We start from the raw sequence: 20,774 nt of genomic DNA on the forward strand, positions 1-20,774 counted from the left end.
AGAGCCTGCTCCTTCAGGCTCTGAGGCTTCTTTAAGGGACAGCCTTTTACAGCGGCTGCGTCTGCGCTTCGACCACGGCCAGCGCCACCATATTCACGATACGTCTCACCGACGCAATGGGTGTCAGCACGTGAACGGGCTTCGCAACGCCCATCAGTACCGGCCCGACGGTCACCCCTTCCGAGCTGGAGACGCGTAGTAAGTTGTAACTAATACGCGCGGCTTCTACGTTCGGCATGATGAGGATATTGGCAGAGCCCTTAAGCGGGCTGTCAGGCATCCTCTCCTGACGAATACTCTCTTCCAGCGCCGCATCGCCGTGCATTTCACCATCAATCATCAGTTCCGGCGCCCGCTCGCGTACCCGGGCCAGGGTTTCCCGCATTTTGACTGCCGCTAACGATTTTGACGATCCAAATTGCGAGTGTGAGAGCAGCGCGACCCTGGGCTCAATACCAAATCGGCGTACCGTTTCCGCTGCCAGAAGCGTAATTTCTGCCAACTGCTCCGCGCTCGGATCTTCGTTAACATAGGTATCAGCAATAAAGGTGTTACCGCTTGGCAACAGCAGCGCGTTCATCGCCCCCGCCGCATGCACCCCTTCCCGGTGACCGAAGATCTCCTGCACCACGCTGTAATGCTCGTGATAATCACCAATAGTGCCGCAGATCATGGCATCCGCTTCGCCACGGTGCACCATGATTGCACCAATCACCGTGGTGTCGCTGATAACGGCCCGCTGCGCCTGCTCCTGCGTCACCCCACGGCGCTTCATAATGTTGAAGTATTCGGTCCAGTACTCTTTAAAGCGTGGGTCCGATTCATTGTTAACTATTTCAAAATCCACGTCAGGGCGAATCTGCAGCCCCAGTTTCTGAATGCGCATCTCAATAACGCCGGGACGGCCAATCAGAATTGGTTTTGCCAGGCCTAAGGAAACCAGTTCCTGAGTGGCATGCAGCACGCGCGGCTCCTCCCCTTCCGTCAGCACTACACGTTTGGGATCTTTGCGGGCCTGCGAGAAGATGGGCTTCATAAATAAATTGGTTTTGTAGACAAACTCCGTGAGCTTATCGATATAGGCGTCCATATCCGCTATGGGGCGTGTCGCCACGCCAGAATCCATCGCGGCTCTGGCGACCGCTGGCGCTATCTTCACAATCAGGCGGGGATCAAAGGGTTTAGGGATAAGATAGTCGGGGCCAAAACTCAAATCCTGATCGCCATAAGCCGAGGCCACCACCTCGCTCTGCTCCGCATGAGCCAGCTCTGCAATGGCATGCACCGCGGCCAATTTCATCTCTTCGTTAATCGCCGTTGCGCCAACATCCAGCGCGCCACGGAAAATAAACGGGAAGCAGAGCACGTTATTGACCTGGTTCGGATAGTCAGAACGCCCCGTGCAGATAATCGCATCCGGACGCACTTCTCTGGCAAGCGGGGGGAGAATTTCCGGCTCCGGGTTGGCCAGGGCGAGGATCAGCGGTTGACGCGCCATTTTTTTTACCATCTCCGGCGTCAGCACTTTTGGACCGGAACAACCGAGAAAAATGTCCGCGCCGTCCACCACCTCATCAAGGGTGCGCCTGCCGTCATCAACCACCGCGTAGGCCGCTTTGGTTTCCGCCATATTCGGTTCACGGTCTTTGTAAATCACCCCTTTGGAGTCGCAAACCACAATATTGTGCTTTTGCATGCCCAGCGCCACCAGCAGGTTCATACAGGCGATAGCTGCAGCACCTGCACCTGACACCACCATGCGCACGTCAGAGAGGTTTTTTTCCACCACTCGCAGGCCGTTCAGAATGGCGGCTGTACTGATAATTGCCGTCCCGTGCTGATCATCATGGAACACGGGGATATTCATACGTTCACGCAGTCTGGCTTCAATGTAGAAGCACTCCGGCGCTTTAATATCTTCAAGGTTAATGCCACCGAAGGTCGGCTCCAGCGCCGCCACCACGTCGATAAGCTTATCCGGGTCATGTTCATCGACTTCAATATCGAAGACATCAATTCCCGCAAATTTCTTAAACAGTACGCCTTTACCTTCCATGACCGGCTTGCCGGCCAGCGCGCCAATATTTCCCAGCCCCAGTACGGCAGTCCCGTTTGAGACAACGGCAACCAGGTTGCCACGCGCGGTGTATTTGTAGGCTGCCAGCGGATCTTTGGCTATTTCCAGGCAGGGCGCGGCGACACCGGGGGAATAGGCCAGCGCGAGGTCACGCTGGGTGGCGAGCGGTTTCGTGGGTGAAACCTGAATTTTCCCCGGACGGGGGAACTCGTGGAAGTCGAGGGCACTTTGTTTTAACTGGTCGTCCATTTGCTGTTCCTTTCACGTATCGTTCAAATATGAAGCGTGATAACTGTCCAGATGCACTAACCAGTATGCCCTCCACCTCCTTCGCAAACTTTGAACACCACCAAAGTCTGAGGACGCCATAACAAAAATTGCTATCAATTCATAACAGGCTTGTTACAACCAGGTGAAAGCAGAACGGCTCCGGTCTGCTATGCTTTTTGGTTATGCACTTCACATTTTTGAATGCCTGACCCTGCAAGACATTCATATAACACCCTGATGTTAAAGGAGAATAACTATGAATCACTTAGACGGCATAAAACAATTTACCACCGTAGTAGCGGACAGTGGCGATATTGAATCGATTCGCCATTATCAGCCGGAAGATGCCACCACTAACCCCTCGCTGTTACTGAAAGCAGCCGCGCTTGACCACTTTAAACACCTGATTGACGACGCCATTGAGTATGGTAAGCGCCACGGTAAAACCCAGGAGCAGCAGGTAGCGGAAGCCTGCGACAAACTGGCGGTCAACTTTGGGCAGGAAATTCTGAAAAGCATTCCAGGGCGGGTATCAACTGAGGTGGATGCGCGACTCTCCTATGACAAAGAAAAAAGCATCGCCAAAGCGCGCAAGCTGGTAGGGCTTTATCAGGAGCTTGGCATTGATAAATCGCGCATCCTAATCAAATTAGCCTCCACCTGGGAAGGCATACGCGCCGCAGAAGAGCTGGAAAAAGAGGGGATCAAGTGTAACCTGACGCTGCTGTTTTCCTTTGCGCAGGCGCGTGCCTGTGCTGAAGCCGACGTCTATTTAATCTCCCCCTTCGTGGGCCGTATCTACGACTGGTATCAGCAGCGCAAGCCTATGGACCCCTACGTGGTGGATGAAGACCCAGGCGTTAAATCGGTGCGTAATATTTACGACTACTTCAAGCAGCACCGCTACCAGACTATCGTCATGGGGGCGAGCTTCCGACGCACGGAGCAGGTACTGGCTCTGGCAGGCTGCGACAGGCTGACCATCTCACCGGATCTCCTTAAAGCCTTGCATGAGCAGGAAGGCACCGTTGAACGCAAGCTTATTCCCCCCACACAAAGTTTCCCCCGTCCTGAGCCGCTTACCGAAGCGCAATTCCGCTGGGAGCACAATCAGGATCCTATGGCAGTAGAAAAACTGTCTGACGGGATCCGTCAGTTCGCCGTCGATCAGCGCAAACTTGAAGATCTTATTGCCGCAAAATTTTAACCCTGACCAAGGAGAGAGTGATGTCCCGTAAAGAGCTCGCTAATGCGATTCGTGCCCTCAGTATGGACGCGGTACAAAAAGCCAATTCTGGTCATCCCGGTGCACCAATGGGCATGGCGGATATTGCCGAATTACTGTGGAATGATTTTCTCAAGCATAACCCTACCGATCCGACCTGGTATGACCGGGACCGCTTTATTCTCTCAAACGGTCATGCCTCAATGTTGCTCTACAGTCTGCTGCACCTGAGCGGGTACGATTTGCCCATTGAAGAGCTGAAAAACTTCCGTCAGCTTCATTCAAAAACGCCAGGGCACCCGGAAATTGGCTATACGCCAGGCGTCGAAACCACCACCGGCCCGCTCGGTCAGGGGCTGGCGAATGCGGTGGGTCTGGCTATTGCGGAGCGCACCCTTGCCGCGCAGTTTAATCAGCCCGGCCACGATATTGTCGATCACTACACTTACGTATTTATGGGCGACGGCTGTCTGATGGAGGGGATTTCTCACGAAGTGAGCTCCCTGGCTGGCACCCTGGGCCTCGGTAAACTCATCGGTTTTTATGACCACAATGGCATCTCCATTGATGGTGAAACCGAGGGATGGTTTACCGACGATACCGCTAAACGTTTCGAAGCCTACCACTGGCATGTGGTCAATGAGGTGGATGGACACGATCCTGACGCCATCAAAAAAGCCGTTCTTGAAGCACAAAGCGTGAAGGACAAACCTTCCCTTATCATCTGCCGCACGGTTATCGGGTTCGGCTCACCAAATAAAGCCGGTAAAGAAGAGTCACACGGCGCCGCGCTGGGCGAAGAAGAGGTCGCGTTGACCCGCCAGAAACTGGGCTGGAAACACCCGGCATTTGAGATCCCAAAAGAGATCTACAAAGCCTGGGATGCCCGTGAACGTGGTGAGAAAGCGCAGCACGCCTGGAACGATAAATTCGCTGCCTATCAAAAAGCGCATCCCGAACTGGCCGCTGAATTCACCCGCCGCATGAGCGGTGGCCTGCCTGAAGAGTGGGACAAGCTGACCCAGGCCTACATTGAAAAATTGCAGGCAGAGCCGGCTAAAATTGCCACCCGTAAAGCCTCACAGAATGCGCTGAATACCTATGGCCCCGCGCTGCCGGAACTTCTCGGCGGGTCGGCGGATCTTGCCCCCAGTAACCTTACCATCTGGTCGGGGTCGCGCTCCCTGAAAGAGGACGCTGCGGGTAATTACATCCACTACGGCGTGCGTGAGTTTGGCATGACGGCCATCGCTAACGGTATTGCTCACCACGGCGGCTTTGTTCCCTATACCGCGACCTTCCTGATGTTCGTCGAATATGCACGTAACGCGGCGCGTATGGCTGCATTGATGAAAGCGCGGCAGATTATGGTCTACACCCATGACTCCATAGGACTTGGCGAGGATGGTCCCACTCACCAGGCGGTGGAACAGCTTGCCAGCCTGCGTCTGACGCCAAATTTCAGCACCTGGCGCCCCTGCGATCAGGTTGAAGCGGCGGTGGGCTGGAAGCTGGCGATTGAACGCCATACCGGCCCAACCGCGTTAATCCTCTCCCGTCAGAACCTGACGCAGATGGACAGAACGCCGGAGCAGGTGAAGGCGATCGCCAGAGGGGGTTATATTCTGAAAGACGCCGAGGGTCAGCCGGATCTGATACTGATTGCGACCGGTTCAGAGATCGAAATAACGGTAAAAGCGGCCGAAAAACTCACTCAGGATGGTCATAAGGTGCGGGTGGTTTCACTGCCATCAACGGATATCTTCGATGCCCAGGACGACGCATACCGGGAGTCGGTGCTGCCTTCAGAGGTGAGCGCCCGCGTAGCCGTTGAAGCTGGCATTGCCGATTACTGGTACAAATATGTCGGGCTGAAAGGGGCAATTGTCGGTATGACGGGCTACGGTGAGTCGGCCCCTGCCGAGAAACTCTTCCCCTTGTTTGGTTTTACCGTCGAGAACATCGTTGAGAAAGCGAAACGCGTACTTAAGGTGTAATCACACAGGGCCCGGCGGCGAATAGAGGCCGGGCCCTTTGTCCCGCAATCCGCAGCACAGTCACCGCGTTAACGGGTAACCCACAGGGTGGGCCAGGCATCTGGCCCATGCCAGTTATCACAGGTTGGCTCTTCGGCATAGCGCACCAGGTTAAAGCGTTGACCATTAAACCGCCAGCGCGTCAGGATGCCACAATCGTTAAGTCCCCGGCCTTTCGCGAGCGTCGTCAGTTCGCGGGTTTTTTCATCAAAGGAGGCATTCATCAGCTCCAGTTCGTTGCTGCCGCTGGCAGGCGTAAAGGGTAATCGCAGGCGCACCAGCCGCGAGGCAAAAGGCTTTACGCGAGACACCAGCCAGGCGAGCTCCACCGTGTTATACGCCCCGGCTTCACAATCAATGATCAGCAAGGCTTTGTCATCCGTCAGTGCCGTAACCCTTACCTCTCTGCGGCCAGGATCAAGGGAGCACTGACTGTTATTCATTCGCCAGTTCCCGTAATCGAGCAGATCATTGAGTTCATCATGCGTAAGCGGTGTGGGGGTGGGATTGACCAGGGCAACTTCTTTCAGCGGGGGCGCAGGCGGCACGCTGAGCGGAGGGCCGTCCCCTTTTTTAATCCACGCCGTTTTATTGCCCACTCGCTTTTGCTGGGCGTCAATAAAAAGCAGCGCGGCCTTAAGACCCACCAGTGAAATAATCCCTTTCCCGTCCTGTAATGAAATGGACTGTCCCTCCTGAATCGCTTGCAGGAAGGTGGTGATAGTTACGGGATTGTCGGTCATGAGATGCCAGGGGGTGATGCGCCAGCGTTCGCCAGCCAGCACAAGCGGGGCCCCATCAAGACGCAGGCGAGGGGCAATGGCGGGTTCTTTTGCAGAAGGCAGTTCTCTTCCACCAAAGTCGATGCGCAGCGCGGCATCGTTATGTGCGCCAGCGCTACGGCCAAGCGTCATCACCAGACCCTGATGTTCACCCGTATTGCGTGCCACGCAGAAGTTCTGGTTATTGCAGGTTACTTGCCAGTCAGAAAACGTCTGTTGAACCGGTGCCGCAAAGGATAACGACATCGGAATAAGTCCCAGAAAAAAAGCAAGCAAAACGCGATAACGCATGAATAACACAGCCCCAAAAAGAAGATGACAGCAAACAACCCGCGTATCTTCGTGTTACCACGCCTGCTGCTCAATCAGAATTATCGGATAGATTTATTTAAAATGCACGTTATTAACCATAACAAAATCAGTCCATTAGACCCGACGTTTTTAAATATTGCAGTAAAATCACCGTCTTGCCGTCGCGTATATCTCCGTTCGAAACCAGATTAAGTGCCTCAACGAAGGGTAGCTCCAGCACCTCAATATCTTCATCTTCCACGCCACCGCCGCTATTGGCCCGCGCGTTTTCATCATATTCAGCGATAAAGAAATGGACGATTTCGGTGACGCCGCCTGGTGACATGTACAGCTCAAAGACCTTTTTTACCTCGCCAACCTGGTAGCCAGTCTCTTCGATGGCTTCCTTACGAATACACACTTCCGGCTCGTCGTCATCAAGCAGTCCGGCACAGGTTTCAATCAGCACACCATCCTTATTGCCGTTAACCCAGGTGGCAACACGGAACTGGCGGATTAACACTACGGTACGTTTTTCACGGTTGTATAACAGGATAGTGGCGCCATTGCCCCGGTCATAGACTTCACGTTTATGCCGGATCACTTCCCCGTTTTTACGCGTCAGATCGTAAGTAATGTTACGCAAAATGAAATAGTTATCAGAAAGGACTTTGTCTTTAATCAGCTCAATGTTAAACGACATACAGGCTCCACACCGTAATACAGTCAGCGACATATTACGCGGCAAAGCCTGGTTTGTCGCGGCGGGGAGGTTAATGTCCCCCGGTAGATTTCACCCCCAGCCACGCCATGATGCCCTGCGCCGCATGACGCCCTTCCGCCATCGCCGTCACCACCAGATCCGCGCCACGAACCGCATCCCCCCCGGCGAAGATCTTTGGATTGCTGGTCTGATAGCGATAACGACTGTTCACACCCGCAGCGATACGCCCCCAGTCATCCACCTGTACACCCTGGCTTTCAAGCCACGGCATTGCGTGCGGGTTAAAACCAAAGGCCATGATGACCGCATCAGCCGGCATCACAAATTCACTTCCTGCAACAGGTACGGGTTTGCGGCGCCCTTTCGCATCCGGCTCACCCAGTTCGGTACGAAGCAGGCGAACACCTGCCACTTTACCCGCGGCATCCAGCTCAATATTGACCGGCTGGACGTTGAATTCAAACGCCGCCCCCTCTTCCCTGGCGTTCCTGACCTCCTTTTTCGACCCCGGCATGTTCGCCTCATCACGCCGGTAAGCACAGGTAACATGGGCCGCACCGTGGCGCAGCGCGGTACGCACGCAGTCCATCGCGGTATCGCCACCGCCAAGCACAACAACATTCAGGCCAGCGGTGTTGACATAGGGCGCGTCCGGGGCGTCCGGCAGCCCCATGACCTGCCTGGTATTGGCTATCAGGAACGGCAGGGCGTCATACACTCCTGGTGCCTCTTCATTAGGCAGATTGGCTTTCATTGAGCGATAGGTGCCAACCCCGACAAACACTGCGTCATATTCCTCCACCAGCGACGGTAACGGAATGTCTTTGCCAATTTCGCAGTTCAGTTCGAAACGGATGCCCATAGCGCTGAATATTTCGCGGCGGCGCGTCAGTAAGGATTTATCGAGTTTGAAAGCGGGGATCCCGAACGTCAGCAGCCCGCCGATTTCCGGATGCCTGTCGAATACCGTGGTGCTGACTCCCTGGCGCGCCAGCACATCCGCACAGGCAAGACCGGCGGGACCCGCGCCGATAATCGCGACACGTTTATTGACTGCCGTGACGTGCCGGAGGTCGGGTCGCCAGCCGTTCGCCAGCGCCCGATCGGAGATATAGCGCTCAATATTGCCGATCGTCACGGCACCTGCGTCATCGCGCAGGGTACATGCCCCTTCGCATAACCTGTCCTGTGGGCATACGCGCCCGGTAATTTCCGGCAGGCAGTTGGTCTGATGCGACAGTTCAACCGCCCCTTCGATATCCCCGGCTTTCACGCGCTCAATCCACTGCGGGATATGGTTATGTAACGGGCATGTCCATTCACACACGCTGTGTTCACCACATGTCAGGCACCGCGCCGCTTCACGCTGCGCCTGATCGGCGCGAAACGGCAGGTAGATCTCATCAAATCCGGTTTTACGGGCGGCAATTGCCAGTTTTTCGGGTTCCCCGCGCGGTGGCATTCTGAGCATCTGTTTGACTTTGTTATCTTTTCGTTCGGCTTTCGGCTCGTGATCGGCCAGTGCCTGCTGGCCTGCCGCTCGCAGACGCCGCTTTCTGGCAATGTCGTTCAGCGCTTCCCCCGTCACTAGCCGGAGGGCATCCGCCGGGCAGTGCTGCACGCAGGCCGGGCCTGCAGGGCGGTCAACGCAGAGATCGCATTTGTGCGCGGTCGCTTTCACGCGATCGTTGCCGGATGGATCCACCAGAATTTGCATGGTGCCAAACGGGCAGGCGACGACACAGGATTTACAGCCGATACATTTGTCCTGATTTACCTGCACCGACTCATTTATGCGGCTGATAGCACCATTCGGGCAACTGCGAGCACAGGGGGCCGCCTCACAATGATGACAGGTGACCACACCGCGCTCTTGCTGACGTTTTACAACCGTAATCCGCGGATGAAAATGCGCCGGGCTGACGACATGTTGCTCATGATTATGCGCCATGACACAGGCCACTTCGCAGGTACGACACCCGATGCATTGCTGGCTGTTAGCCATAATAAAACGATTCATGGCAACCTTCTTTTCTGGTTTAATAAACCCTGGTTTTTTTAGGATTACTGTATTACCTGGGCTATTCAGGTCAGACAATGTACATTTGCACAAAAGAGTTACTTAGTTGTCACACGCATGTTGCAGATCAATTTATTGCGCCATAAATGAAAACCAATCTCATTTGAAGTGCTACCTGCCGCTGTTCTGTTGCCGGGTGGCCTCAGGTAGCAGGAACCGCTTTTGTGACCGTAAAACAACCTGTTTCAGCCAGTCTTGCGAAAGCCTTTTTCGGTATCGTCTTACTCTCGTTACTCTCAACCGGTGTCGCGCTGATAACGCTCGCCAGCAGCCTGCGGGATGCCGAAGCGGTGAATATCGCCGGGTCGTTACGGATGCAAAGCTATCGTCTTGGTTACGACCTTGAGCGCGGTGCCGGGGAGACAGATGCCCATCGCCAGCGTTACCAGCAGACCCTCAACTCGCCGGTTTTACAGCAGCTCAATCGTTGGTATGTTCCTGAAATAGTAGGCCTTCGCTATAAACAGCTTAAGGAAAGCTGGCAGGAAATGGATGCGCGCATCGGCGCGAATGACAGCGTCTGGTATCAACACAATATCCAGCAGTACGTGGAGAATATCGATCAGTTTGTTCTCGCGCTGCAACGATACGCGGAGCGTAAGATGCTGCTGGTGGTGGGAATGTCGCTGCTGGGCGCTGGCGGCATTTTTATGCTGGTCTTTTTTACGCTTAAACGTATCCGCCAGCAGGTGGTTGTGCCGCTCAATCAGTTGATGGTGGCAAGCCAGCATATTCAACAGGGGCAGTTTAGCTATCCGTTACTTAACGGTCACTTAGACAACGAACTGGGTCTGCTGGCGTCCACCTTTGACCGCATGTCTGGTGAATTGCACAAACTCTACCGAACCCTCGAAGCCCAGGTGGAGGAGAAGACCCGCGACCTGCATGAAGCCCACCGCCGTCTGGAAGTGTTGTACCAGTGTTCCCAGGCCCTCAATACGGGTCAGATTGATGTCATCTGTTTTCGTCATATCCTGCAGATAGTCCATGAGCATGAAGCCGCCAGCTATCTGGAGCTTAGTGTGGGGGAATACTGGTCGATAACCCAGGGAGAACGTCAACAGGAACTGCCGGTGAATGTACTGCCAGTGGGGATGCAGGAGACGGTGTTTGGTGAGTTGCGCTGGCAGAGCGAAGAGGCCCAGGCTTCAGCGCCATTACTGCGAAATGTGGCCACTATTATTGGCCGCGGCCTCTATTTTAATCAGAGCCAGAAACATTATCAGCAGCTCATGCTGATGGAAGAGCGGGCCACCATTGCAGGCGAGCTTCACGATTCGCTCGCTCAGGTGCTCTCTTATTTACGCATTCAGCTGGCGCTACTCAAACGATCCGTACCGGATGAGAACGCGCCCGCGCAGACCATCATTGCCGATTTCTCCCGTGCGCTGAACGATGCTTACCGACAGCTGCGTGAGTTGTTAACCACCTTCAGACTGACGGTGTCGCAAAGCGATTTACCCTCAGCGTTGAAAGAGGCGCTGGATATCCTGCAAACGCAGACCCCCGCCCTGCTGACGCTCGACTGCCGTCTCCCGACCCTGGCGCTGGATGCCCAGCAACAGGTCAATGTTTTACAAATCGTCCGCGAAGCGGTCATTAATGCCATAAAGCACGCTGAAGCCACCGCCATCACCGTAAGTTGCGTGACGGATCCTGAAGGGCTCTATTCAATCTATATTCGTGATAACGGTAGAGGGATGAGCAATACCCAGCCAGAGGGACACTACGGGTTGAGCATCATGCGCGAGCGCGCCGCCCGGCTGGGCGGAACCCTCACGTTTTTACAGCCGCCCGGTGGCGGGACTCTGGTTCAGTTCACTTTTCACGTACCAGCGTTAAGCTTAAAAAGCCAGCAAACGTAATGAAACGCAAGCGACTGTGAGTGGCAGAAGGGTAACGTCAGGGTTAATGTAGCGAATGCAATTTTATGCGTTGATTTTGCATGATCATTTACATTTTCTCCTTTATTTCTCCACGATTACCGACACCATTCCCGCTACAGTGGTTCACGCAATGTCAAAATAATGATGCGTAGCATAATGAGGTTTCTTTTCTGATGGCGAATTTTTTTATCGATCGCCCCATTTTCGCCTGGGTGCTGGCGATACTGATCTGTCTTACCGGGACGCTGGCTATTATTTCCCTTCCTGTTGAGCAATATCCCGATCTTGCGCCCCCTAACGTTCGCATCACCGCTAACTACCCTGGCGCTTCAGCACAGACCCTGGAAAACACCGTTACGCAGGTTATAGAGCAGAACATGACGGGGCTCGATAACCTGATGTATATGTCCTCGCAAAGCAGCAGCACGGGTCAGGCGACGGTCACACTCAGTTTTACCGCAGGCACCGATCCTGACGAAGCGGTGCAACAGGTTCAAAACCAGCTGCAATCGGCGTTACGAAAGCTTCCTCAGGCAGTACAAACGCAGGGGGTTACGGTACGTAAAACCGGTGATACCAACATTCTGACTATTGCCTTTGTCTCAACCGATGGTTCGATGGATAAACAGGATATTGCCGATTACGTCGCCAGTAATATTCAGGATCCGCTCAGCCGCGTTAACGGTGTAGGAGACATTGATGCGTATGGCTCGCAATATTCGATGCGCATCTGGCTCGATCCGGCGAAGCTTAATAGCGTGCAAATGACCACCAGCGACGTGACGGCGGCGATTAAATCCCAGAATGCACAGATTGCCGTAGGACAGTTGGGAGGGACCCCCTCTGTCGAGAACCAGGCCCTGAACGCCAGTATCAATGCCCAGTCGTTATTAAAAACGCCGGAGCAGTTCCGGGCCATCACCCTTCGGGTAAATCAGGACGGCTCAGAAGTGAAGCTTGGTGACGTGGCGACCATTGAAATGGGCGCGGAAAAATATGATTACCTGAGCCGCTTTAACGGACATGCCGCATCTGGTCTGGGGGTAAAACTGGCCTCCGGCGCAAACGAAATGGATACGGCGAAACAGGTCCTGAGTCGACTGGATGAACTGGCGAACTATTTTCCCCACGGTCTGGAGTACAAAGTCGCTTATGAAACCACCTCTTTCGTCAAAGAATCTATCATCGATGTGGTGAAAACCCTGCTTGAAGCTATCGCCCTGGTTTTCCTTGTGATGTATCTCTTTTTGCAGAATTTCCGCGCCACGTTAATCCCGACTATTGCCGTGCCGGTGGTGCTGCTCGGCACTTTCGCCGTGCTCTATGGTTTCGGTTACAGCATCAACACCTTAACCATGTTTGCCATGGTCCTTGCGATCGGCCTGTTAGTGGATGACGCCATCGTGGTGGTGGAAAACGTTGAGCGCATAATGAGCGAAGAGGGACTGACACCCCGGGAAGCGACGCGTAAATCTATGGGGCAGATTCAGGGGGCGCTGGTGGGTATCGCGATGGTGCTCTCGGCCGTTTTCATCCCGATGGCCTTTTTTGGCGGCACAACCGGTGCCATTTACCGTCAGTTTTCTATCACCATTGTCTCGGCGATGGTGCTCTCCGTGCTGGTGGCGATGATCCTCACCCCTGCCCTGTGCGCAACCTTGTTAAAGCCCCTGCATAAAGGCGAGCATCATGGTGAAAAAGGCCTCTTCGGCGCTTTTAACCGCTGGTTCAATCGTAACGCCGATCGTTATGAAAACAGCGTCGCCAGCATTCTGCATCGCAGCCTGCGCTGGATCCTGCTTTATGTTCTGCTGTTAGGTGCCATGATTGTGCTTTTCCTGCGCCTGCCCACCTCCTTTCTTCCCCAGGAAGACCGGGGAATGTTTATCACCTCCGTGCAGTTGCCAGGGGGGGCGACGCAGCAACAGACCCTGAAAGTGGTGCAAAAAGTCGAAGACTACTTCTTTAAAAACGAAAAGGACACCGTCTCCTCCGTCTTTGCCACGGTCGGCTCCGGGCCGGGGGGCAATGGTCAGAACGTCGCCCGTATGTTTGTCCGTCTTAAGGACTGGAATGAACGGGATCCTGACAGCGGTAGCTCCTTTGCCATTATCGAACGCGCCACTCACGCTTTTCGTCACATCAAAGAAGCACGGGTTTTTGCCAGCAACCCGGCTGCCATCAGCGGCCTCGGCAGCTCTGCCGGGTTTGATATGGAGTTGCAGGACCATGCGGGGGCGGGCCACGATGCGCTGATGGCCGCACGCGATAAGCTTCTTGAGCTGGCAGGGGGAAACAGCACGCTGACGCGTGTTCGCCACAATGGTCTTGATGACAGCCCACAATTGCAAATTGATATCGACCAGCGTAAAGCGCAGGCGCTGGGCGTTTCAATTAATGATATCAATGACACGCTGCAAACCGCCTGGGGCTCAAGCTATGTCAATGATTTTATGGACAGGGGCCGGGTGAAGAAAGTTTACGTCCAGGCGGCCGCCCGCTACCGTATGCTGCCGGGCGATATCAATCTCTGGTATGTGCGAAACAGTGAGGGGGGAATGGTGCCGTTTTCCGCCTTTGCCACCTCGCACTGGCAGACAGGGTCGCCGCGTCTGGAACGGTATAACGGCTATGCTGCGGTGGAGATTGTCGGGGAAGCGGCGACCGGTGTCAGTACCGGCACGGCTATGGACACAATGGAAAATCTGGTCCATCAGATCCCCGGCGGTTTTGGGCTTGAATGGACGGCGATGTCTTACCAGGAACGCCTCTCTGGGTCGCAGGCCCCTGCGCTCTATGCGTTGTCGCTGTTGGTGGTGTTCCTTTGTCTGGCGGCCCTTTATGAAAGCTGGTCAGTGCCGTTCTCCGTCATGCTGGTGGTGCCATTAGGGGTCATTGGTGCCCTTCTTGCCACCTGGATGCGGGGGCTGGAAAACGATGTCTATTTCCAGGTCGGACTGCTCACCGTCATCGGCCTTTCCGCGAAGAACGCGATCCTTATCGTCGAATTTGCCAATGATCTGAACGCCAGGGGCCACGATTTGCTCTCAGCTACACTTCATGCCTGCCGCCAGCGTTTGCGGCCAATTCTGATGACCTCCCTGGCTTTCGTGTTTGGTGTACTGCCGATGGTGACCAGTACCGGGGCGGGTTCTGGCAGCCAACATGCCGTTGGCACCGGCGTGATGGGCGGCATGATCTCGGCAACCGTACTGGCTATCTTCTTCGTACCCCTGTTTTTTGTGCTGGTGAGACGGCGCTTTCCTCTTAAAGAGCCGCAAAAATAAGCGCCCAATAAAAAAGGCGACCTGCTTTATAGGTCGCCTTTCTGCTGCGTGATGATATTCACACTTTTATCGTTTTAAGCACTCACTGCTTTTTGTTTCTTCTGAAATTATTTACGAAGCATGCCTTCGATAAAGTCTTTCCAGTTCCCCAGTTCATGTTCAATCATAACTACCTCTCTTATTATTGTGCGTATTCTACGAAAACCTTTCTTCAATGTGAAGATATTTTCACCAATCAATTTGATTAGGTTTTCGTCTTATTCGCGTTGGTGAATAAACTATGCGCTAATGGAGGGATATTTAATGTGACGCTTCGCAATATTTTGAAATATCGCCAGCAAGTCGCATCATAGCTGGCCTGCGTGACTCCCATTGTCTGCGAACCACGTATCGTGAAGGTGAATGTAATGGTAAATTTTTACCATTTGGTAAAAAAATTGTTTATCTTGCAGCCAATATAATTAGCCTGCCATTGTTATATATTTATTTCCGTTTTACATTCCCGCTCGCACGTCAGTACATATTGCTGTTAGCATAAGTTTTCACTTGCCATTAATAAGTACGGATACCATTACCCTGCGAATGATATTATGTGATATCACTTGTCAGACCCATTATTCTAAATTTCTGGCTAACTATCCAAAATTAAGACAAAAGGATTCACCATGCATACGCTTTACGGCATCAAAAATTGCGACACGATAAAGAAATCCCGTCGCTGGCTTGATGAACACCAGGTTGAGTACCGTTTTCATGACTATCGTGTCGATGGGCTTGATGCAGATTTATTGCATACTTTCATCGATGCACTGGGGTGGGAGGCCTTGCTTAACACCCGTGGCACAACCTGGCGAAAACTGGATGAGAAGGTGCGTTCCGGCATCAATAATGCGCAATCTGCCGCCACTCTGATGCTCGAAATGCCAGCAATCATCAAACGCCCATTGCTCTGGACGCCCGGTAAGCCTATGCTGCTGGGTTTCAGTGAATCCAGTTATGAGAAGTTTATCAACGAGGTGTAGTTTATGTCGTGCCCGGTTATTGAGCTGACTCAGCAGCTTATTCGTCGCCCTTCTCTGAGTCCCGATGACGCAGGATGTCAGGCGTTAATGATTGAACGCCTGAAAGCTATCGGTTTTACCATTGAACCGATGAACTTTGGCGACACCCAAAACTTCTGGGCATGGCGCGGTCAGGGTGAAACCCTGGCCTTTGCGGGCCACACCGATGTGGTTCCCGCTGGCGATGCCGACCGCTGGATAAACCCACCCTTTGAACCCACCATCCGTGACGGAATGCTGTTTGGTCGCGGCGCAGCAGACATGAAAGGCTCGCTGGCTGCAATGGTTGTAGCGGCAGAGCGTTTTGTTGCTGCACATCCTGACCATAAAGGGCGGCTCGCTTTTCTTATTACCTCGGATGAAGAGGCCAGTGCGGCCAACGGCACGGTTAAAGTCGTTGAAACTCTGATGGCGCGAAACGAGCGCCTCGATTACTGCCTGGTGGGCGAGCCGTCGAGCACCGAGGTGGTGGGTGACGTGGTAAAAAATGGGCGTCGTGGCTCCCTGACCTGTAACCTGACGATTCATGGCGTTCAGGGGCATGTCGCCTATCCGCACCTGGCGGATAATCCGGTCCATCGCGCCGCCCCCATGCTCAGTGAACTGGTCGCCATTGAATGGGACAAAGGGAACGACTATTTCCCTCCCACCAGCATGCAAATCGCTAACATTCAGGCCGGTACGGGCAGCAATAACGTCATCCCGGGCGACCTGTACGTGCAGTTTAATTTCCGCTTCAGTACCGAACTCACTGACGAGATGATCAAGGCACGCGTAGCCGCACTGATGGAGAAACATCAGTTACGCTACACCATTGACTGGTGGCTGTCGGGTCAGCCATTCCTGACCGGGCGCGGCAAACTGGTGGATGCAGTGGTCAAGTCCATTGCGCACTATAATGAAATAAAGCCGCAGTTGCTCACCACAGGTGGCACCTCTGATGGCCGCTTTATTGCCCGCATGGGTGCACAGGTTGTCGAACTGGGGCCGGTTAACGCGACTATCCATAAAATCAACGAATGTGTAAATGCCGCAGATTTACAACTGCTGGCAAGGATGTACCAACGCATTATGGAAAATATCATCGCCTGACGGGGAGGAAGCATGGAGTGGCTAGCAAAATATTGGTGGATTTTAGTACTGGTGTTTTTAGTGGGCGTTGTGCTTAACGTGATTAAAGATCTCAAGCGCGTCGATCATAAAAAATTCCTTGCCAACAAGCCCGAGCTCCCGCCGCATCGTGATTTTAACGATAAGTGGGATGATGAGGACGACTGGCCGAAGAAAGATAAGAAGTAAACCTCGCCTTGCCCGGTGTGCTCATGCCACCGGGCAACGCCTTCACAGCAGCTCAATAATGTCATCATCACTGGGTCTGCTTCCACTCAACGCTTCGTCGAAATAGTGTTTCGGCACGGTAAAACGCAGGTGGTCAAGCGCCAGCTGCAGACTACGGTCGTCAATCGCATGGCCTAAATCCTCCACGATATCCAGCGTTACATCCCCACCGGCTTGCACTAATGCCTCCTGCGCCGCCACCGCATGGGCCAGATCGATAACCCGATCCTCACCACCGTGTATCAGGTGGATGGTCGCCGCCGGGGAGACCGCTGTCGGCAGGCTGGCATAACGACCATTAAACGCAATGACGCGTGAGGCGAGGTCAGGCTGCGCTTTGAGGCTTTCAAGGGACATAATTGAACCCTGAGAGAACCCAACCAGTGCGGTTGCCTGAGCCCCCACGCCGCTCTGTTGCTGCCAGTATCGTACGGTATCCACAAACACCGGCATGATGGCATCAATTCGCGCCTGTCGATTCTCTTCCGTAACACCCTGCACGGAGAACCATTGCCGCCCGGTTGGCCCACTCGCCTCACTACCCCCGACGCTGACAATCAGCGCCTCAGGAAACAGGGGAGCAAACAGACGGGCAACGCTGCCCATATTTACCGGGTTGTCGCCCACGCCATGAAAAAAGAGCAGGAGTTGTTTCGCGGCGTTATCCGGTTTTTGCACAATCAGATGGTCATGTTTCATGGCGATCTCCTTCATATAGTGAGCGCAAGTCTACGCCGGGCAAAAATAATGACCATGACATTTAACTGAATGAGTTAGTTAAAAAAACTGCAACTGTTGCACCCATTCTTTGATTTCAGCTGCGCGGTCAGCATCCAGGTAAACGAGCGCCGACGCGGTTTCCGCACGCAGCATCTGCAGTACGGCTTTGCGCCCGTTCAGCCCGAACCTGAGAGAGATGTCAGCGTCATTGCCTCCTTCCAACAGTTTTGTTCTTAATCCCGGAAGGGGCAAATCAGTCTGCACCAGCAGTCGGCCGAGGGCACCGACGGAGGCGGAAAGCGGACGATGGGCAAAAGCAAAGCCAGCAAGTTCGAGCCAGTCATCCTCAACTGACTTGTCGGGCGCGACCGGCAGTGGCAGGGAGTGATTCTTCCACGCCGCAAGCCAGGGCAGATCGCGTGCCAGACGGCGCTGCTCATGGGCAACCAGCGTTCTGCCGGCGTCGCTCAGGGGCAACAGAGCCATAGCGTTAAAGCAGCCGCTACTGGCTTCACGATGGCTGCCCAGCCGTACAAGCTGGAAACCGCATTGCTGCCAGAAATGCCACAGCGCCTCGGTGTAACCAAAGCTGACGGAGAGATAATCGTACTCACCGGCGTGGGCATGTGCGTGATGAATTAATGCGCGTCCCAGCCCCTCGCGCTGACGATAGGGATGAACGGCAATACGACTGACGCGCCATCCGCGCAATGTTGCCGCCAGAGGGCTGCCCCCGTGCGCGGATAACGACTGCGCAACCAGGTTTCCGCGTGGACGGCGAAATCCCGCCCACACCGCCCGGCTCAGATCTGCGGATAATCCCCCCTCTTGTACCAGCCAGGCACCGGCCAGCACATCGCTTCGGCTGGCGGTGAGCCAGAACTGCTGCCCGGGCGCGTCCATCATACGACGCAGGTCCAGCGGAGAGGTACGGTAATGGGCGCTGGAGAGCAGACGATAAAGTGCGGCGGGACGTTGTGGGTTGTCGAGCCAGTCATCCTGGGGTAACGCCTGTATCTCGCCCTCACCTTCAGGCTTTATTAATACCTGCCGATCGTCAAAAAGCAGCACATCGTCGACGAAAGCTTCAAGCGGGCACCCCTTCGCCCAGCGCAGCGGCGTATAAAGCTGGTGATGAACCAGCGGTGTAAAACGGGCGCAGAACTTCAGCAGGAACCCCTGCCCGGTGCCTTCATAGCCCTGCACCGTCGTGGTCAGAAGGACATAGCGAAAGGCGCTCGCCAGTTTATGCAGGAGCGGGCCAGGGATAGCGGCGGCTTCATCAACAATCAGCCAGTCCGGCAACACCGTATCACGCTTTTCGGTCTGTTCCAGCAGCGCATCAGGTGCCATGAAGGTCATGTCGCCCGCATAGCGAGAGAGCACATCAGTTGATGCCCGCGACGGCGCAGTGACGATCGCGTTGCCCTGCAGACGCGCAACATGCATACCCGCCAGCGCAGATTTTCCTCTGCCACGTGCAGCGGTCACCACCATGATACCCGGAGGCATTACCAAAAGTTGCGCCAGCACATCCGCCTGTTCGCGCTCGGGTGCGCCTGTCGCGGCATGCCAGGCGGGACGCGGGGTAAGAGCGGGCAGAGATAAGGGTGTGTCCTGCTGCCAGATAAGCGTCTCATCATTATCTGCTAACTGCCGGCAAAAATAGTGAATAAAGCGCGGCGTAGGAACAGGCTCAGGGGTGTCGCACCAGCGGGCGCTGTCCGCATCGGGTCGCTTCGGCCACGAATGCAGAGGGGGAGTGAGCAGCACCAGCCAGCTTCCGGGCTTAAGCGTTCCGCTGAGTGCAGCAAAAGCGGCGACATCAAATCCCCGACGCGCATCCAGTACACCGTGCGTGAATTCGCGTCCCAGCATCGTGGCTAATGCCGCAGGAGCACAATGCAGTCCGTCAGTGGCCTCCCCCACCCACAGCCAGTCGCCGGATAAGGTTTCGCGCAGGCGGTTCGCCTGTTGCTCGCTCCAGCCCTCATCACCAGCAATCACCAGCAGCCGACGGATCCCCTCACTCGCCATTTGTGCGCTCAGGGTATTAAGATGCTGCATCCTGCTCTTCCCTGCGTATTATCAAAGCGCACGACCAAAGGTATTGCACTGAGCCGGATCGCCGGTTTCCATGCCCCGTTTGAACCAGCTGTAACGCTGTTCAGAAGTACCGTGGGTAAAGCTATCCGGAATAACGCGCCCCTGACTTTGCTGCTGCAGACGGTCATCGCCGATGGCACGGGCGGCGTTCAGCGCCTCTTCCAGATCGCCGGCCTCAAGCACGCCCTGTTGCTGCATGCTGTGTCCCCAGACACCGGCATAACAGTCGGCCTGTAGCTCCATCCGCACCGAGAGCGCGTTGATTTGCGTCTGGCTGGCACCCTGCTGGAGCTGCCGTACTTTGGCCTCCGTACCCAGCAGTTTTTGCACGTGATGGCCGACCTCATGGGCAATCACGTAGCCCTGGGCGAAATCGCCGTCTGCGCCAAGCTTATGCTTCATCTCGTCATAAAAAGAGAGATCAATATAGACTTTACCGTCAGCCGGGCAGTAAAACGGCCCCATAATGGATTGACCGGTGCCACAACCGGTGGTGATGCGGTTGCGGTACATCACAAGCCTCGGCTGCTGATAATGACGTCCCATCTTGTCGAAAAGTTGCCCCCAGGTGTCTTCTGTCGTCGCAAAAATGACGCTGGTGAATTTTGCCGACTCATCTTCCTGGGGGTTAACGGCCTGCTGCCGGGACGTGTTTTCTATTGGCTGGCCGGTGATCAGCCCGGTAAGATCAACCCCGTAATAGCTGGCGCAGATGACAATAACCAGCAGGATTATTCCCCCTTTCCCGCCCGGCAGACGAAAGCCGGGGCCGCGAATAACGGGTCCGCCGGATTCGTTACGCCGGTCTTCTACATTGTTACTTTCTCTACGTCCTTGCCAGCGCATACGCACCTCTTAACATCAGGTAATAAGAGTGATCGTAGGCGGTTA

15 protein-coding genes are annotated in these 20,774 nt (G+C 54.6%); 7 read left to right on the forward strand and 8 right to left on the reverse strand.

From position 1 onward, the window contains the following. Positions 1-46: 46 nt before the first annotated feature. Positions 47-2,326, reverse strand: a complete 2,280-nt coding sequence (maeB, locus tag M1D91_RS16780) for an NADP-dependent oxaloacetate-decarboxylating malate dehydrogenase (RefSeq protein ID WP_437430581.1) — start codon at positions 2,324-2,326, stop codon at positions 47-49. 277 nt (positions 2,327-2,603) lie between these two features. Between maeB and tal the strand changes: the two genes are divergently transcribed. After that, a complete protein-coding gene (tal, locus tag M1D91_RS16785) occupies positions 2,604-3,554 on the forward strand; it encodes a transaldolase (protein WP_437430580.1) in 951 nt (316 codons plus the stop codon). A 20-nt stretch (positions 3,555-3,574) separates the two neighbouring features. Beyond that, positions 3,575-5,569 carry a transketolase gene (gene tkt / locus M1D91_RS16790; protein ID WP_437430579.1) on the forward strand — a complete coding sequence of 665 codons (1,995 nt, stop codon included), beginning with the start codon at positions 3,575-3,577 and terminating at the stop codon, positions 5,567-5,569. A 68-nt stretch (positions 5,570-5,637) separates the two neighbouring features. Here tkt and M1D91_RS16795 read toward each other — a convergent pair whose 3' ends face one another. The 3 genes from M1D91_RS16795 to aegA form a co-directional block, all read right to left on the reverse strand. Beyond that, positions 5,638-6,681, reverse strand: coding sequence for a DUF1176 domain-containing protein (locus M1D91_RS16795; RefSeq protein WP_437430578.1), 1,044 nt, complete (start codon positions 6,679-6,681; stop codon positions 5,638-5,640). Positions 6,682-6,808: 127 nt separating this feature from the next. Then, entirely contained in the window at positions 6,809-7,384 is a 576-nt protein-coding gene (gene nudK, locus M1D91_RS16800) for a GDP-mannose pyrophosphatase NudK (protein WP_437430577.1), read from the reverse strand. A 70-nt stretch (positions 7,385-7,454) separates the two neighbouring features. Then, positions 7,455-9,425, reverse strand: a complete 1,971-nt coding sequence (gene aegA / locus M1D91_RS16805) for a formate-dependent uric acid utilization protein AegA (RefSeq protein WP_437430576.1) — start codon at positions 9,423-9,425, stop codon at positions 7,455-7,457. Between the two features lie 224 nt (positions 9,426-9,649). Between aegA and narQ the strand changes: the two genes are divergently transcribed. Continuing rightward, positions 9,650-11,350: a nitrate/nitrite two-component system sensor histidine kinase NarQ gene (gene narQ, locus M1D91_RS16810; protein ID WP_437430575.1), complete on the forward strand. Its 1,701-nt coding sequence runs from the start codon at positions 9,650-9,652 to the stop codon at positions 11,348-11,350. Positions 11,351-11,544: 194 nt separating this feature from the next. Further along, on the forward strand, positions 11,545-14,658 hold the full coding sequence (acrD, locus tag M1D91_RS16815) for a multidrug efflux RND transporter permease AcrD (RefSeq protein WP_437430574.1): 3,114 nt from the start codon (positions 11,545-11,547) through the stop codon (positions 14,656-14,658). Positions 14,659-14,765: 107 nt separating this feature from the next. Here acrD and ypfM read toward each other — a convergent pair whose 3' ends face one another. After that, complete coding sequence (gene ypfM, locus M1D91_RS16820; protein ID WP_100181659.1) at positions 14,766-14,825, reverse strand: protein YpfM; 60 nt, start codon at positions 14,823-14,825, stop codon at positions 14,766-14,768. Positions 14,826-15,323: 498 nt separating this feature from the next. Here ypfM and M1D91_RS16825 point away from each other — a divergent pair, with 498 nt between their 5' ends. From M1D91_RS16825 to M1D91_RS16835, 3 genes are read left to right on the forward strand one after another with little or no spacing between them, the layout of a single operon-like run. After that, positions 15,324-15,680 (forward strand): ArsC family reductase, encoded by a 357-nt coding sequence (locus M1D91_RS16825; RefSeq protein ID WP_437430573.1) that lies wholly within the window; start codon positions 15,324-15,326, stop codon positions 15,678-15,680. Positions 15,681-15,683: 3 nt separating this feature from the next. Next, entirely contained in the window at positions 15,684-16,811 is a 1,128-nt protein-coding gene (dapE, locus tag M1D91_RS16830; protein WP_437430572.1) for a succinyl-diaminopimelate desuccinylase, read from the forward strand. Positions 16,812-16,823: 12 nt separating this feature from the next. Further along, positions 16,824-17,018 (forward strand): YpfN family protein, encoded by a 195-nt coding sequence (locus M1D91_RS16835; RefSeq protein ID WP_437430571.1) that lies wholly within the window; start codon positions 16,824-16,826, stop codon positions 17,016-17,018. Between the two features lie 42 nt (positions 17,019-17,060). On the opposite strand, the gene ypfH is transcribed toward M1D91_RS16835, so the two are convergent. The 3 genes from ypfH to ypfJ form a co-directional block, all read right to left on the reverse strand. After that, positions 17,061-17,756, reverse strand: coding sequence for an esterase (gene ypfH / locus M1D91_RS16840; RefSeq protein ID WP_437430570.1), 696 nt, complete (start codon positions 17,754-17,756; stop codon positions 17,061-17,063). Positions 17,757-17,834: 78 nt separating this feature from the next. Continuing rightward, positions 17,835-19,844 (reverse strand): tRNA(Met) cytidine acetyltransferase TmcA, encoded by a 2,010-nt coding sequence (locus M1D91_RS16845; protein WP_437430569.1) that lies wholly within the window; start codon positions 19,842-19,844, stop codon positions 17,835-17,837. Between the two features lie 21 nt (positions 19,845-19,865). Further along, a complete protein-coding gene (ypfJ, locus tag M1D91_RS16850) occupies positions 19,866-20,729 on the reverse strand; it encodes a KPN_02809 family neutral zinc metallopeptidase (RefSeq protein WP_437430568.1) in 864 nt (287 codons plus the stop codon). Positions 20,730-20,774: the final 45 nt, after the last annotated feature.

This window comes from Enterobacter sp. SA197, assembly GCF_054131575.1.